Origin of the sequence: Bombella dulcis (genome assembly GCF_026385505.1) — a bacterium.
Taxonomy (GTDB): Bacteria; Pseudomonadota; Alphaproteobacteria; order Acetobacterales; family Acetobacteraceae; genus Bombella; species Bombella dulcis.
Map to the genome: position 1 here is coordinate 65,267 of NZ_JANIDV010000004.1, position 15,900 is coordinate 81,166.

At 58.1% G+C, this 15,900-nt stretch carries 13 protein-coding genes; 6 read left to right on the forward strand and 7 right to left on the reverse strand.

Translation table 11 applies throughout. The features are described from left to right. Window positions 1–14 precede the first annotated feature (14 nt). From lptG to rsmA, 4 genes are read left to right on the forward strand one after another with little or no spacing between them, the layout of a single operon-like run. Window positions 15–1,136 carry an LPS export ABC transporter permease LptG gene (gene lptG, locus NQF87_RS06785; protein ID WP_266127671.1) on the forward strand — a complete coding sequence of 374 codons (1,122 nt, stop codon included), beginning with the start codon at window positions 15–17 and terminating at the stop codon, window positions 1,134–1,136. After that, entirely contained in the window at window positions 1,136–3,559 is a 2,424-nt protein-coding gene (locus tag NQF87_RS06790; protein ID WP_266127672.1) for an LPS-assembly protein LptD, read from the forward strand. Before lptG ends, NQF87_RS06790 begins: the two co-directional genes overlap by 1 nt. 7 nt (window positions 3,560–3,566) lie before the next feature. Further along, window positions 3,567–4,961, forward strand: coding sequence for a peptidylprolyl isomerase (locus tag NQF87_RS06795; RefSeq protein WP_266127673.1), 1,395 nt, complete (start codon window positions 3,567–3,569; stop codon window positions 4,959–4,961). After that, window positions 4,958–5,806, forward strand: a complete 849-nt coding sequence (gene rsmA / locus NQF87_RS06800) for a 16S rRNA (adenine(1518)-N(6)/adenine(1519)-N(6))-dimethyltransferase RsmA (RefSeq protein WP_266127674.1) — start codon at window positions 4,958–4,960, stop codon at window positions 5,804–5,806. The genes NQF87_RS06795 and rsmA overlap by 4 nt, the downstream gene beginning before the upstream one ends. Before the next feature lie 448 nt (window positions 5,807–6,254). Here rsmA and NQF87_RS06805 read toward each other — a convergent pair whose 3' ends face one another. The 6 genes from NQF87_RS06805 to dnaG form a co-directional block, all read right to left on the reverse strand. Further along, window positions 6,255–7,478, reverse strand: coding sequence for a class I SAM-dependent methyltransferase (locus tag NQF87_RS06805; RefSeq protein WP_266127675.1), 1,224 nt, complete (start codon window positions 7,476–7,478; stop codon window positions 6,255–6,257). A gap of 224 nt (window positions 7,479–7,702) precedes the next feature. Further along, window positions 7,703–8,323: a 50S ribosomal protein L9 gene (rplI, locus tag NQF87_RS06810; protein WP_266127676.1), complete on the reverse strand. Its 621-nt coding sequence runs from the start codon at window positions 8,321–8,323 to the stop codon at window positions 7,703–7,705. A 10-nt stretch (window positions 8,324–8,333) separates the two neighbouring features. After that, the gene (rpsR, locus tag NQF87_RS06815) at window positions 8,334–8,618 is read right to left on the reverse strand and encodes a 30S ribosomal protein S18 (RefSeq protein WP_077396275.1); all 285 of its coding nucleotides are present in this window, start codon (window positions 8,616–8,618) and stop codon (window positions 8,334–8,336) included. Window positions 8,619–8,624: 6 nt separating this feature from the next. Next, window positions 8,625–9,077, reverse strand: coding sequence for a 30S ribosomal protein S6 (gene rpsF / locus NQF87_RS06820; protein WP_266127677.1), 453 nt, complete (start codon window positions 9,075–9,077; stop codon window positions 8,625–8,627). 192 nt (window positions 9,078–9,269) lie between these two features. Further along, window positions 9,270–11,195 (reverse strand): RNA polymerase sigma factor RpoD, encoded by a 1,926-nt coding sequence (rpoD, locus tag NQF87_RS06825; protein ID WP_266127678.1) that lies wholly within the window; start codon window positions 11,193–11,195, stop codon window positions 9,270–9,272. A gap of 153 nt (window positions 11,196–11,348) precedes the next feature. Further along, window positions 11,349–13,205 carry a DNA primase gene (gene dnaG, locus NQF87_RS06830; RefSeq protein WP_266127679.1) on the reverse strand — a complete coding sequence of 619 codons (1,857 nt, stop codon included), beginning with the start codon at window positions 13,203–13,205 and terminating at the stop codon, window positions 11,349–11,351. Between the two features lie 124 nt (window positions 13,206–13,329). Between dnaG and NQF87_RS06835 the strand changes: the two genes are divergently transcribed. Next, window positions 13,330–14,271, forward strand: coding sequence for a DMT family transporter (locus NQF87_RS06835; RefSeq protein ID WP_266127680.1), 942 nt, complete (start codon window positions 13,330–13,332; stop codon window positions 14,269–14,271). Window positions 14,272–14,355: 84 nt separating this feature from the next. After that, on the forward strand, window positions 14,356–15,309 hold the full coding sequence (locus NQF87_RS06840; protein WP_266127681.1) for a DMT family transporter: 954 nt from the start codon (window positions 14,356–14,358) through the stop codon (window positions 15,307–15,309). Window positions 15,310–15,380: 71 nt separating this feature from the next. On the opposite strand, the gene NQF87_RS06845 is transcribed toward NQF87_RS06840, so the two are convergent. Continuing rightward, the gene (locus tag NQF87_RS06845; RefSeq protein ID WP_266127682.1) at window positions 15,381–15,833 is read right to left on the reverse strand and encodes a GatB/YqeY domain-containing protein; all 453 of its coding nucleotides are present in this window, start codon (window positions 15,831–15,833) and stop codon (window positions 15,381–15,383) included. Window positions 15,834–15,900: the final 67 nt, after the last annotated feature.

Sequence of the window (15,900 nt, forward strand, 5' to 3'; positions counted from 1 at the left end):
GGACACCCTGCCACATGGTCCACTCCGGCTTCTCCTTCACCCTTGCCCGCTATGCAGGCCGCAGGTTCACCCTGACAGCCTGCCTGACCCTGCTGGCCCTGACCGGGCTGATTTCCCTCTTCGATTTCATCGACCTGCTCCGCCGTGCCGCTGCCCACCCGGAGGCCGGTCTCTCCCGTGTGCTGGAAATCACGGCCCTGCACGTCCCCTATTATGTGATCTACATACTGCCCTTCGCCATCCTGCTGGGCGGCATGATCTGCTTCTCCCGCCTTGCCCGTTCGTCAGAGCTGGTCGTGACCCGTGCCGCAGGCATTTCGGCCTGGCAGGTCCTCATCAGCCCTTCCTTCTGTGCGGCCATGATGGGCGTGATCGTCAGCGCCGGCCTGTCACCCCTGTCTTCCTACAGCTATGGCCGGGCCGTGGAACTGGACAAGACATGGCTGCGGGGCCAGCATCACCCTGACGAGACCCGCTTTTCCGACCTCTGGATCAGGGACAGGGGCCACGGCTCTCCCGATCATGGCGATACCATCTTCCATGTCGGCACCCTCCAGCAGCAGGGAAGCACCCTGAACGGACAGGCCATCACCATTTTCCAGCTGAATGGCAACATGACCCTCCGCAACCGGATGGAAGCGGCCAGAGGGACATTCTCCAATGGACTCTGGAGACTCCATGACGTCCTCATCCTTTCTGACAGTCACCATCCATACCGGCAGGATGAACGGCTTCTGCCCTCCGAATTCACTACGAAAACCTTAAAGCTGCGTGCCCTGCCAGCCGATACGCTCTCCTTCTGGGCACTGCCGGACGTGATTAAACTGTTGCGTCATTCCGGTTTTTCCACGATACCTTATCGTCTCCACTTTCAAGGGCTATTGGCCCTTCCTATGCTTGCCGTCACCATGACGCTGGTCTCTGCCGGTTTTTCCATGCGCCCTGCCGGGCGTGGCGGAATCATGCGCATGTTAGGCACGGGTGTTGCCGCCGGCTTTGCTCTCTTTGCGGTCTCCAAGGTCGCCGAGCAGCTGGGAAAGTCTGGAGCTCTGCCCCCGTTCCCCGCCGCATGGGGGCCGGCGGGTGCCGGTTTGTGTCTTGCCGCAGCCCTGCTGCTGCATTTGGAGGATGGCTGATGCCACTGTCTGATGACTTTCCATTCCGTGTTGGAAAGCCCCGGTCACTGCTTAGCCAGGCCCTTGCAGGGAGTGCCCTGGGGGCCTTGCTTCAGGTCATGCCAGCCTCTGCCCAGATACCTGCCTCTGCCCAGCCTTCCAGCCAGACCAATACGGAAAGTGCCCCCACAAAGACGAAGGCACCGCAGCGCATCCGCACCCTGCCACCCAACACGCAGCCTGTCACGCCCACGGGGAATGACACGACCAGCTCGGAGCCGGTCACCTATCTGGCTGACCATGAAAGCTACGACAAGACCGGCCAGCTTGTCCTTGAGGGCAATGTCCGCCTCTGGCAGGGCAACCAGACCCTGCGGGCCGATACGGTCACCTATGACCGGGCGGCTGGCATCATCAGGGCCATCCATCATGTGGCCCTGACACAGCCTGACGGCACCATTGCCTATGCCGATCAGGTCGAACTGTCCCACGGCATGAAGGATGCTGTCAGCTCCGCCCTGTATATCCGCATGCAGAATGAAGCCAAGGTATCCAGCAGCGGCATGAGGCGCAGCAACGGGCGTGTGACGGATTTTGCCAATCCCATCTACACGGCCTGCCCCGTCTGTGCGGCGCATCCTGACCGTGCCCCCTTCTGGGAAATCAGGGCGCATGGCATGACGCAGGACAAGGACAACCAGAATCTGGAATTCGACCGGGCATGGCTGCGTGTGCTTGGCATACCTGTCTTCTATTTCCCCTACCTACCTGTCACAGACCCCAGCTCGAAACGCCATAGTGGCTTGATGAACTTCAACCTTGAACCGAACGACCGCTATCTCGGTACGGTTTTCAGCGTTCCCTATTACTGGGTGATTGACGGCCACCAAGATGCGACTTTCACTCCTCTAGTTTCTACGAAATCTGGCCCACAGCTTTCCACGATCTACCGGAACCGCCTCAATAACGGCTATATCCGCCTTGAAGGCGGCGTGGCTGATGACACCCTGCGCAACCAGCCATTCTACAACGCCTTCGGTGAACTCGGTAATGGCGGCAAGGAGCATGGTGCGCAGGCCTACATAGCCAGCCGGGGCGAATTCAATCTCTCGCCACACTGGCGGGTGGGCTTCAACGCCAACCGTGCCACCTCAGCCAACTACATGCGTGACTACAGCCTTCCCGGCTATGGCAATGACACGCTCAACTCCAACGCCTATCTGGAAGGCTTCGGTGTCGGCTCCTATCTGCGGCTGGATACGCAGGTCTATCAGGGCCTCAACCAGGGCATCATCAACAACAGGGACCTTCCCTATTCCTTGCCCCGCTTCACCTACGAGTTCCAGGGAGAGCCGGACCGGCTCGGTGGACGGCTGAGCATCCATACGACAGATTTCGTCATTCTCCGCAAACACGGGGCCAATGACCAGCGTGGAGAGCTGGCCATGCAGTGGGACCGCCCCTGGACCAACAGCTGGGGCCAGCAGTGGGTCGTGACCGCCCGTTTTGACTCCATGCTCTATCATTCCACCCGCATGCATGAGCAGCCCCTGTACGAGGAATCAGGCTCCCATATGAGCGGGCAGTTCCAGCCGACAGTGGCCGTCAAGATGAACTGGCCTTTCCTCCGCACCTTCGCCAGAGGGCATGGGTCTCAGGTCTTCGAGCCGATCGTGCAGCTGATCGCCGCCCCCAACACGGGCAACGCCATGCACCGTCAGCTTCCCAATGAAGACAGCTTCGCCTACGAATTCAACGACACGACCCTCTTTGCGCTCAACCGCTACATGGGCACGGACCGTCTTGACGGGGGCATGAGGGCCAATGTGGGCATCCATCAGAATTGGAGCTGGAACGGCCATTCCATCGACATGCTGATCGGCGAGAGCTTCATCCAGCATCCCAACAAGGGCGGGCCAGCCTACATGGCCTATTCCGGCGTCAATCACACATTCTCCGACCCTGTGGGACGCATCACGATGACGCCGTCACGCTATTTCGACCTGACGGCACGGGGACGTTTCAACCCCTACAACAAGAACTTTGATTATGGCGAAGGCCTCGTATCAGCGGGCCTGCCCTTCTTCCGTGTCATGGCCGGTTATGTCTATGAACCCATAACTTCCTACTATTACTACTACACGCCCCGTATCACCGAACTGGCTAACCCCCACGTCCTAAGAAACCCCTATCTCAGCAAAACAAGTGAGATCAGCGGCGGAGTCACGGGCCGCTGGCGGAATTTCCACGCTGCCTACTACACAAGACGCAGCCTCTCCCGTAAGGAATTTGTGGCGAATGGTGGGGCAATCGGATACTCTAATGACTGTCTAACAGCAAACCTTTACATCTTCCGCCAGTATACCCGCATCGGTGGGCGGCGTCCCAACCTGAATGTCGGTTTCAGCATTTCACTCAACTCTCTCGGTACGTTCGGAAACTGACTTGATCATGTCCTTCTACTTACGTCTCTCTCGCTCTGCCTTGTTACCCCTGACAGCCTGGGCTGCCCTGATGGCTGGTGGGACTGCCGTAGCCAAACATCACGGACCTCAGGCAACAACTGATGCCACCACCACGCAGCAGGCTTCCACAGGATCGGATTCACCGTCCGCCCTGACGGAAAACCAGATCATTGCGATCGTGAACGGGCAGATACTGACCCAGCGTGACGTCGAAGACCGGGCACGGCTTTTTGTCGTTTCCACGGGGCTGCCCCTTAGCCCTGACATCATGGCCCGCATGCGCAACCAGCTGATCCACCAGCTGATTGACGAACGGCTGAAAATGCAGGAAATCCTCAGCCGCCACATCAATGTCGACCCGGAACAGATTGCCGAGGCCATACACACCATCGAGGCCCGCAATGGCATGCCGGAAAATGCCCTGCGGAACCGCCTGAAAGCCGATAGCATTTCCCTGACGACCCTGATTGACCAGCTCCGTGTCCAGATCGGCTGGATGCAGGTGCTGCGTGAGGACCTCGGCGTCCGCAGCCGTGTGACCCCCCTCCAGATCACGCAACGTGAACAAGCCCTCCAGGCCGAAGCGAGCCGCCCACAATATTTCATCAGTGAAATCTTCATCCCCGTGGTCGATCCCCGCCATGATGAGGCTGAGCTGAACTTCGTGAAAACCATCATCACCCAGCTGCGCAATGGTGCGCCTTTCCCCATCGTGGCCGCCCAGTTCTCACAGGACCAGTCAGCCCTTCAGGGTGGATCCCGTGGCTGGATGCAGGAAGACAACATCGAGCCTGAAGTCCTTCCCATCGTCAAGAAAATGCCGGAAAACGCCATCTCCAACCCCATCAAGGTTCCGGGTGGCTATGAGATTGTCACCGTCCATTCCCGCCGGACCATCGGCAAGCAGATGGGCACGCTCCTCAACATGAGGCAGGCCTTCTTCCCCTTCAGCTCCCCCCTGAATCCCGCAGAACCGACAGACCAGCAGAAGGCTTCCCTCCAGAAGGCCATTCATGCGTCGCAGACCATCAGAAGCTGTAGCGAAATGGAAGCCCTGAATGCCTCGCTGGGCAACAGCCGCCCCAGCAATCCGGGCCTCCAGATTGCCGAACGTCTGGCACCGCAGATGAAGCAGGTCGTGGACAAGATTCCTACCGGGCATGTATCCCGCCCTCTGGTGGCACCGGATGGCATCGCCCTGCTCATGGTCTGCTCCCGTGACGAGCGCAATCTGGCCCAGCAGACACCCGGCCAGATCGCCGACCAGCTGATGAATGAGCGTGTCGAGCAGGCCTCCCAGCAGCTTCAGCGGTCCCTGCGCCGTCATGCCATCATCAAGATACGTCCGGCTGCCAAGACCGTACTGTCCACCCACGGATGACCACACGGGCTGACCTGCCCCCTCTTCCCTCACTGCGGGAGAGCATCAGGGCACATGGGCTGGATGCCCTCAAGACTCTTGGCCAGCACTTCCTGCTTGACCCTACCCTCTGCATGAAGATTGCCGCCCTTGGTGGCCATCTGGCAGACTTTCATGTGGTCGAGATTGGTCCCGGCCCTGGTGGCCTGACCCGTGCGCTCCTGCAATCCGGAGCCAGAAGCGTACAGGCTGTTGAAATTGACAGACGGGCCTGGCCCCTGCTGGAAGAGCTTCAGACCCATTACCCGGAGCAGCTCCATATTGTCCGGCAGGATGCCCTGAAACTGGATGCTGCCCAGCTGAGCCCGGCCCCCCGACAGATCATCGCCAACCTGCCCTACAACGTTGCCACACCGCTTCTTATCGGCTGGCTGCGACAGGCAGATCAATGGTCCCGCATGGCCCTGATGTTCCAGAAAGAAGTGGCGGAGCGGGTCTGCGCTGCTCCCGGAATGTCCGCTTACGGGCGACTGGCCGTTCTGTCACAGTGGTGTGCCGACTGTTCCATCGCCCTGACCCTACCACCGGGAGCCTTCTCACCACCCCCGAAGGTCCACTCCGCCGTGGCCCTCATCATTCCCCGTCCCGAACAACCCTCACCAGCCCTGTTCAGGGCCATGGAACAGGTCACTGCCGCCGCTTTCGGACAGCGGCGCAAAATGCTGCGGGCTGCCCTGAAGCCCATCAGGGGGAGCATCCTGCTGGAAGAAACAGGCATAGACCCGACCAGACGGGCCGAGACCCTCTCCATTACCGAATTTGACAGTCTGGCCCGCTGCCATCTCAAAAACTCACGATCCCAATAAAAAATCCCCGAACAGCTCCTACTATTCGGGGATAGAACCATAAAGAAAGTTACAACACAACGACCCAATGATTGAAAAGACTTATATTGGGCCTTCCACCACCATGTTCTTTAACCGAACTATGTTTCTTCACAGAATGATGTACATAACGGCGCCCCCACCAATCAGGCCCAACTCATGAGGCTGTAAAACACGCATGTTACACTCCTGAATACTTGCCAAGTCTGCACAGAAATTTGTGCAGGACCATGGTAGTGTTCTAATGATCAAAAAATAGTTACAATATCATAAAACAGTAACATATAATTCATAATATTATGAATTAATTACGTTTTCTATTTCCTGAACAGACAAGAACTTTTCAATAAAAACAAGATAGATATGGAATCCATTATACAGACCCATATCTACCTTGCTGATATTCATATCTTTTTACCTGAGACTCCACTCACACCTTTGCACGCTGGGCATTTTCAGCCTCAAACATGTAGTCACGGGTCAGCGGTACAGCTTCAATGTCACGGGTGATCTGAAGCTGGAAGTTCATATGGCCCTGAATGCGGAAGGCCAACTCACTGGCCAGCAGGTACAGCTCAAACATCCGCACGAAGCGGTCATCATACAGGGCACGTATTTTCTCCCTGTTGGCATCAAAACGCTTCCGCCAGTGTGCCAGCGTCTTGGCGTAATGCAGACGCCAGACCTCACAGTCCGTCAGCCACAGTCCCGTCTGTTCAAGAGCCGCCAGTGTCTCGCTCAGGGCCGGAGAATAACCACCGGGGAAGATATATTTGGATATCCACGGGTTCGTCATCCCCGGTCCATCCATGCGACCGATGGAATGGATCACCGCCACACCTTCCGGCTTCAGAAGACGTTTGAGGTGGTTGAAATAGGTCTCATACTGCCGCACCCCGACATGCTCGAACATGCCGACGGACACGATGCGGTCAAACGGCTTTTTCAGCGTCCGGTAATCCAGAAGCTCGAAAGACACCAGATGATCCAGCTTCTCTTCCCGTGCACGCTCCCGGGCTACCTGAAGCTGCTCGATCGACAGGGTAATGCCCGTTACCTTGGCACCATAATCCCGGGCAAGAGTCAGGGCCATGCCACCCCATCCACAGCCGATATCCAGAACCTCAAGCCCCGGACGGTCGAGATTCAGCTTGGCAGCGATATGACGCTTCTTGGCAGTCTGGGCCTCATCCAGCGACATTCCGTCATGCTCGAAATAGGCGCAGGAATACTGCCTGTCTTTATCCAGGAACAGCTCATACAGGCTGCCATTGAGGTCATAATGATGCGCCACATTGCTGCGGGAGCGTCTGAGAGAATTCAGAGGCCGCAGCACACGGCTGACATAACGCAGCTTGCCGCTGATATCCTCACTCAGCAGGCCACCACGTTCAACATTCGGCATGACAACCCAAAGCACATCTTCCAGTGAGCAGCCATCCGGCACGACCGTGCCATTCATGTACTCCTCACCAAAGGCGAGAGCAGGCTTGAAGGCCAGTGCCCTCTCCGCTGCAGCTGTCAGAATACGGACGGCAGCCTCACGCCCCGGCCTCTCTCCCTGATACTGCTGTACCGTGCCATCGCTATAAGTAACGGTCAGACTACCAAAGTAGATAAACCGCCTGAGCAGAGCGTCAAGAACCGATTTCATGCATTATTCCATTCTGATTCGGAATGAAACAGGCCCGCAAAACCAGGAACCGCCTGTTTCAGCTAATTCTCTGAATTCTGACACAATTCGCAGATATAACAAACCCTCTAAAAGCTAAGAAAAAGCAGATCTCTTTCCTCCGATATCCTGCCCCGAGGACACAAAAAAAACCCGACAGGACATGCCTGCCGGGTTTCCCCGAGTGATCTCCCTGATGGGATGGATCAGCCCTGGTGACCGGTGCCTTCGGCCACTTTGCCTTCAGCAGCCAGAGCCGCTGCCTCAGCAGCAGCTTCTTCAGCGGCCTGCTCGGCATGAAGCTCACCGAGGATGTTATCCTCTTCTCCTTCCTGACCGACCACTTCGCCACGAGCCTGACGCTCGGCTTCTTCCTCAGAACGGGCCACATTGACCGTGATCTGGATGAAGACTTCCGGGTGCAGGATGACACGGGCTTCCACCAGACCAAGAACCTTGATCGGCTCATCCAGCACAACCTGCTGGCGGGCCACTGTCAGGCCGGCAGCCGTTGCGGCGGCAGCAATGTCACGGGGCGTCACGGAGCCATAGAGGCTGCCGCTGTCGCCAGCCTGACGGATCAGCGTCACGCTCAGGCCATGCATACGCTCGGAGAGACGCTCGGCCTCTTCACGCTTGCGGATGTTCAGGGCTTCCAGCTGGGCACGCTCATTGTCGAAACGGGCGCGGTTGGCGGCCGTGGCACGCAGGGCCTTGCCCTTGGGCAGCAGGAAGTTGCGGGCATAACCCGGCTTCACACGGACGATGTCGCCCATCTGGCCAAGGTTTTCCACGCGCTGAAGCAGAATCAGTGATGTCTGGGACATGTCATGCTCCTCAGTTTACAACGTAAGGGAGCAGGGCGAGGAAGCGGGCGCGCTTGATCGCCTGCGCCAGTTCACGCTGCTTTTTGGCCGACACTGCCGTGATGCGGCTGGGAACGATCTTGCCACGCTCGGACAGGAAGCGGCTCAGGAGGCGCACATCCTTATAGTCGATCTTCGGCGCATTGGCACCGGAGAACGGGCAGGATTTCCGACGGCGATAGAAGGGGCGGCGTGCCCCGACGGCCAGACGGCGGGAGGCAGGGCTGACTGCCGGTGTCGTGTTTGTGTCTGACATGGTCTCTTACTCCGCTGCAGCCGCGTTGTGATCGCGCGTCTCTGAGGAATCATTATGACGGCGGCCACCACGGCCACTCTCATAACGCCCGCCGCTGCGGGAAGCACCACCACGGGACCCACGCTCACCACGGTCATCCTTGCGGGACAGGATCGGGGACGGTGTCTCGTCAATCTCGTCAACACGGAGGGTCAGCAGACGCAGGACATCGTCATGCAGGCCCATCTGACGGCTCATCTCATTCATGGCCTCGACCGGAGCTTCAATCCCCAGCAGGACGTAATGACCCTTGCGGTTCTTCTTGATGCGGTAAGCGAGGGTACGCAGGCCCCAGAACTCACGCTTGCGGATGGTCCCACCATGCTCGCCAAGAATCCCGGAGATGCTCTCGACCAGGGCTTCAACCTGGGCCTGAGAGACATCGTTACGTGCAATCAGCACGGTCTCATAAAGTGGCATGAAAACTCCCTTCGGATGAGGTCAACCCGGACCAGCCCAGTGCTGGCCTGAACGCACTCCCCCAATGGAGCAGTGCCGGGTATAGCCGTTGCGCCGCCATAGCGCACGGCAGGGAAAACGACCTTCAAGCACAAAAACAGCCTGAAGGCAAGGAAAACCGGCAGGGCCTGAGGCCCTTACCGGCAAACTGAATCAGTCATCCAGGAAGGAGCGCAGCTTGCGGCTGCGGCTCGGATGCTTGAGCTTGCGGAGGGCCTTGGCCTCGATCTGACGGATACGCTCACGGGTCACGTTGAACTGCTGGCCGACCTCTTCCAGCGTGTGGTCAGTGTTCATGCCGATGCCGAAGCGCATACGCAGCACACGCTCCTCACGGGGCGTCAGGGACGCCAGAACACGGGTCGTGGCCTCACGCAGATTCGTCTGGATGGCCGCATCCAGCGGAATGACGGCGGTCTTGTCCTCGATGAAGTCCCCAAGGTGACTGTCTTCCTCATCACCGATCGGGGTCTCAAGGGAAATCGGCTCCTTGGCGATCTTGAGAACCTTGCGGACCTTTTCCAGCGGCATCCCCAGCTTCTCGGCCAGTTCCTCCGGGGCAGGCTCACGACCGATCTCGTGCAGCATCTGCCGGGATGTCCGCACCAGCTTGTTGATCGTCTCGATCATGTGGACAGGAATACGGATCGTCTTGGCCTGGTCGGCAATGGAGCGGGTAATAGCCTGGCGGATCCACCATGTCGCATAGGTGGAGAACTTGTAGCCACGGCGGTATTCAAACTTGTCCACCGCTTTCATCAGGCCGATATTGCCCTCCTGGATCAGGTCGAGGAACTGGAGACCACGATTGGTGTATTTCTTGGCAATGGAAATCACCAGCCGCAGGTTGGCCTCGATCATTTCCTTCTTGGCGCGCGCAGAGTCCCTCTCCCCGCGAGAGATCGTCTGATAGACAAGCCGAAATTCATTCACCGGCAACCCTATTTCCTTAGATAAACTTGCCACTTCATCCCGCATCTTCTCAAGAAGAGGCAAGTGCTTACTCGTTAACATCTTCCAATTTCTGTTAGACAATTGACATATATCTTCAATCCAACTTGGCGTTAGCTCATGGTGCCTATAACGATCCATAAAATCTTCACGTGGAATCCTACATTTCTCAGCTAACCGCAGCATCTTCCCTTCAACAGCATTAAGCTTTCTAACATGCGTCTTCAGAGACTGAACCAACTCCTCAATACGATTATCATGCAAGTGCATCCGTTCAACGAGAGCAACTAACTCACTTCTCAATTTATTATATTTTTTCTCATCTTTGTCAGATGCCTCAAACCCCTCCATCAAAAGCCTTAAACGATGACTCTGCATCCTCACCAACTTCTGATAGAGCGGCTCAAAGGCTCTAAACAATAACATAATATCCGGACGCAATTTCTCCTCTAATGCAGAAAGGGACAAGCTGCTGCCTTCACTCCCACCTTCCTCAGACTCATCATCCGACTCGCTCTCATCTTCAGATCCCAGGCCTCCCATTTCTTCAGTCGCCTCCGGATCGCTCTGACTAGCCTCAAGGTCTATTACTTCCCGTAAAAGTAACGACCCCTCTTGAAGCTGTGCATACCAGCCTAAAATAGACTGAAAAGTTAATGGACTGCGACACAGCCCTCCAATCATCTCACTCCGCCCCGCTTCAATACGTTTGGCAATGGCAATCTCCCCTTCACGAGATAAAAGTTCCACCGCACCCATCTCACGCAAATACATACGAACAGGATCATCCGTACGATTAGCAGCAGCGTCAATGTTTCCACCGTTACTATCATCCTCGGACGCTTCCTCGCCACTGCCACAATTTTCGTGGCTACCAGGCTCCTCTTCCTTATCCGGACTCTCAACAACCTGGATTCCCATCTCAGAAAGAGTGGCCATGATGTCCTCGATCTGCTCGGAAGACATCTTGTCCTGCGGGAGGATGGCATTCAGCTCATCAAACGTGATGTGACCGGCAGACCGCCCCTTGGCAATCAGCTTCTTGACGGCCGAGGACTGCACGTCGAGCAGAGAGCTGTCCTGCTCTGGTGCATTCCGGTCTGATCCAGAGGCTGATTTTGTGGCCATGCGTCTCTCCGTCAACTTTACTCGAAAGTCAGTAGTGGGGCAGCTTGGAATTGGTTAATCCCGTCCTCCAAGTCAAGGACCGCAGCCCGAGAAACTTGCGATCACGTGCTTTATGGCAACGAATCCATCCGGATACTATAACTACCGGATAGTTCAGGGGCCTTTTTCTTCAAGTTCCGGGCTTTCCCCCCGCCTCAGGGCAAACAGGACATTCTGTCTGGTCTGCATGGCCGCCAGCAGGCTCCGTTTTGTCGCCTCATCCGATTCGGATGAAGAACGGAAAAGAATCTCCACGGTCCTGCGGATTTCCTCCTCCACGTTTTCCTGAAGTGCCCGGAGATTTTCCAGTGCATAGAAATGCCACCAGAGCTTCATGGCGGCCTGGAGGCGGTCCTCACCTTCCTCTATCCTGATCTGCCGGGGCATGGGGCTGCTGCACACCTGCCTGACAGCCCCGGCCAGACCATGCTCTTCCATCCAGGCCTGACAGCTTTCAGCCGTCAGGGCCTCCGTACAGTCATCGGCCCAGCTCAGTATGGCCGTGCGGATGGAGGACAGAGGCTCCGGCAGGGACAGGGCGTTATAGTCACGGTCAATACCGGGCAGAATCTCGGGATATTGCAGCAGGATGGCCGTCAGGATGTTCAGCCTCTCGCCACTGCCCTCCGCCACCGTCCGCTTCCCGGAAACGGGAATGACCGGAGCGGCCATGCCTGCCCCGCCCTGCCCGTACCCGCCCCGGCCTGTCTTCGGACGGCGATAGCGGGCAAAAAACATTCCGTTCAGCGTGCTGAGATATTCGCCGGCCAGCAGCCTGTCCGGAATCATCTGGCTCAGCTCATAGAGCTTCTTGCGCAGGGCCGCACGGCGTTCCGGTGTCGGGTCACGCTCCTGCGCCGTCAGCAGGCTGAACAGCTCTTCTTCCATCGGGCGGGCACTGGAGAGCCGATCCTCCATGCCCTGCATCCCTTCCCGCCGGATGAGGGAATCCGGATCATCCCCTCCCTCCAGACGGCAGAAACGCAGGTTCCGCCCGACCTTCAGCAGGGGCAACGCCACTTCGCAGGAACGCAGGGCCGCCCGCTGTCCAGCCCCGTCACCATCGAAGCAGATAATGGGCGTGTCGGTCATCCGCCAGAGAAGTTCCAGCTGCTCATCACCGAGAGCCGTGCCCAGCGGAGCCACGGCCCCGCCAAAGCCCGCCTGCACCAGGGCGATGACGTCCATGTAGCCTTCCACCACGACGGCCTTTGCTCCCTTATGGATGGCCTGCCGTGCCTGGTCGATGTTGAAGAGCGTCCGCCGTTTGGAGAAAATGTCCGTCTCCGGCCCGTTCAGATATTTGGGCTGCCCGTCCCCCAAAACGCGCCCGCCAAAGGAAATGATCCGCCCCTTCCTGTCCCGGATGGGAAAAGTGACACGGTTGAAGAACAGCTCGCCTCTGGGGCGACCAGCCTCGTCCATCCGCATCAGCCCGACCTGAACCAGCGTCTCCGCCGTGATGTTCTTCCCTTCCAGGGCCTTCAGGAGGGAGCGTCCATCACCGGACCAGCCCAGCCCGAAACGCTCCAGCGTCTCTTCCGTCAGCCCCCTCTTCTGGAGATAGTCCAGCCCGCCACGTCCTTCCGGCTGATAGAGACGCCGACGATAGATGGCCTGAACCTCATCCATGACATCATATAATGTCTGCCGGACACGGGCTTTCTCGACCTGCCGGGGATCATCAGCCGGCACCTCCATGCCCGCCTCACTGGCCAGACGCTCCACCGCCTCCCGGAAGCCGGACCCTTCGCTCTGCATGACATAGCTGATCGCATCACCATGTGCTCCACAGCCGAAGCAGTGATAATGGTCATCATAGATATAGAGTGATGGTGTTTTCTCCCCATGAAAGGGACAGCATGCCTTCCAGTTCCGCCCGGAACGGACCAGCTTGTTGCGCCGCCCGAACAGGGAGGTCAGGGATGTCCGCTGGCGCAGCTCATCAAGAAACACAGTGTCTATGGCCATGACCACACTGTGGCACTCCCTCCCGGAAAAAGGAAGACACGCCCTCATTCCCCCTTGACGAAACCGGTCACAGCCTCAACACATGACGGACCCCTTATCACAGAGAGCAGAGAGCGGGCCTTTCATGACACGTTCCACATTCATCGGCATCGCCTGTGGTGCCGCAGCCGGTGCCCTATGGGGACTGTCCCTTCTCGCCCCGGAACTGATCAGCCCCTTTGCTCCCCTGCAGCTGGCCTCCGTGCGGTTTGTCACCTACGGGGTCATCGCCCTGCTGCTGCTGGCTCCCCGGCTGAAGAAACTCCTGCCCCATCTGGGAGCTGCTGAATGGTGGGGCCTGCTGGGCCTCAGCCTGATGGGCAACATCATCTATTACAGCCTGCTCAGTACGGCCGTTCAGCTCTGCGGTGTGGCCATGCCTTCCCTGATCGTGGGATTCATTCCCGTCACGGTGACGGTCGTGGGTGCCCTGCGGCAGGATTCAGCCGTCCATATCCGCCAGCTCGTTCCCTCCATGCTGCTCAGTGCCGGAGGGGTCATCTGCATTGCCTGGCAGAACTTCCATAACGCCGCCCACCCGCAGCATCACAGCAGCGTGCTTCTTCAGGTCGCCGGGCTGGTCATGGCCGCCTGTGCCCTGCTGAGCTGGACGGGGTTTGTCGTCAAGAACGCCAACTGGCTGAAGCGGCTTGACCATGTGTCCAACAATGACTGGAACCTGCTGACCGGCCTCGTCACCGGCGGGCTGGCCCTGCTGATGCTTCCTCTGGCCTTCCTGCTGCCCCAGCATCTGCCCGCTACGGGCTGGGCGCATTTCCTCATGATTGCCTGCGGGATCGGCCTGATGGCCTCGGTCGTGGCCAATGCCTTCTGGAACAGCATGACACGCCTCCTGCCCCTGACGATGGTCGGGCAGATGATCCTGTTCGAGACGCTCTTTTCCCTGTTCTATGGCTTTCTCTGGGAACAGCGTTTCCCCACCCTGCTGGAAGGCTGCGCCATCATTCTGGCCATCAGCGGCGTGATCTCCTGCGTGCGGGCACACGGCCCGGCAAAACACGGCTGAACACGCCCTCCCTCTTGACGGGAGAGGCATTACCGACAACACAGGCTCCCATCACATAATTAATAACCAGAAAAACGAGCCTGCATGACACGGTCCATTCTCATTGGCACCGCCTACGGTGCCATGGCGGGAGCCTTCTGGGGCATCACCTTCCTTGCCCCGGAGCTTGTCGCTCCTTTCACGCCTTTTCAGCTTGCAACACTCCGGTATCTGACCTTCGGGGTCATCTCCCTGCTCATCCTTCTTCCCCGGCTGAAGACGCTGCTGCCACGCCTCTCTTTCAGGGCGTTCCGGGCACTCGTGCTGCTCGCCGTACTAGGCAGCGTGGGCTATTACAGCATGATGGGTGTTGCCATCCAGCTGAGCGGCGTGGCCATGCCGTCCCTCATCATCGGCTTCATCCCCGTCACGGTGACACTGGCTGGCATCTGCCGCCATAATGCGGTCGTCACGTTCCGTCAGCTCATCCCGTCCATCCTGCTCAGCACGGCAGGCATCCTCTGCATTTCATGGCAGAATTTCTTTATCGGCTCCGCCCTGCACCATACCGGCCCGCTCCTGCAGGCAGTCGGCCTGCTGATGGCCATTGGTTCCCTGCTGGGCTGGACGCTGTTCAATGTCATCAATTCCGACTGGCTGAAAAAACTGCATCACATCACGAGCGATGAATGGAACCTGCTGACGGGCGTCATGGCCGGTATCCTGTCCCTGATCATTCTCCTGCCTGCCGCCTTCTTCTGGCCTGCCCATCTGCCCACCACGGGCTGGGCACGTTTCTTCCTCATCTCCTGCGGCGTAGGACTGTTTTCCTCCACCATCGCCAACGCCTTCTGGAACCGCATGACCCACCTGCTGCCCCTGACGATGGTCGGACAGATGATCCTGTTTGAAACACTCTTCTCGCTGATCTACGGCTTCCTCTGGGAACAGCGTCTGCCCACCATCTGGGAAGCAGCGGCCTTCCTGCTCTCCGTCAGTGGCGTGCTGGCCTGTGTCCGTGCCCACAAGAACAACGAAGCCTCCCATTCCTACCACTGACATGAAAAACACCGCCCGGAGCAGAACCGGGCGGGGTTTCTCACAATCCATCACGATGGCTGAAACATGTCTCAGCCAAGATAGGCCTTGACGAGACCGCTGGCACGGCCTGCATCCAGTACTGCCCCGAAGCGGCCTTTCAGGACACCCATCACCTTGCCCATGTCCTTCATGCCTTCCGCACCCGTTTCCTTCACGGCCTCAGCAATGGCCTCCTTCAGGGCTTCCTCGGAGAGTTCAGCCGGGAGATAGGCACGGATGGTCTCGATCTCGGCCTCTTCCTTGGCTGCCAGCTCGGGCCGGTTGCCCTGATGGTACATGGCGGCGGACTCCGTGCGGGTCTTGATCATGGAACGCAGGGCCAGAAGGATGTCATCCTCGCTCACCTCCCCGCTCTTGGCACGGGCTGCGACATCAAGGTCCTTGATCTTGGCGGAAATGGCACGGATCTGCGCCACACGGTCAGACTGACCAGCCTTCATGGCAGCCTTGAGATCATCCATGATACGGGTACGGAGCGACATGATGGTCCTTTCTCAATTATGAGTTTATGATCGTCTCACTGTGGGAGCTTAAGAGGTAACAGCCCAG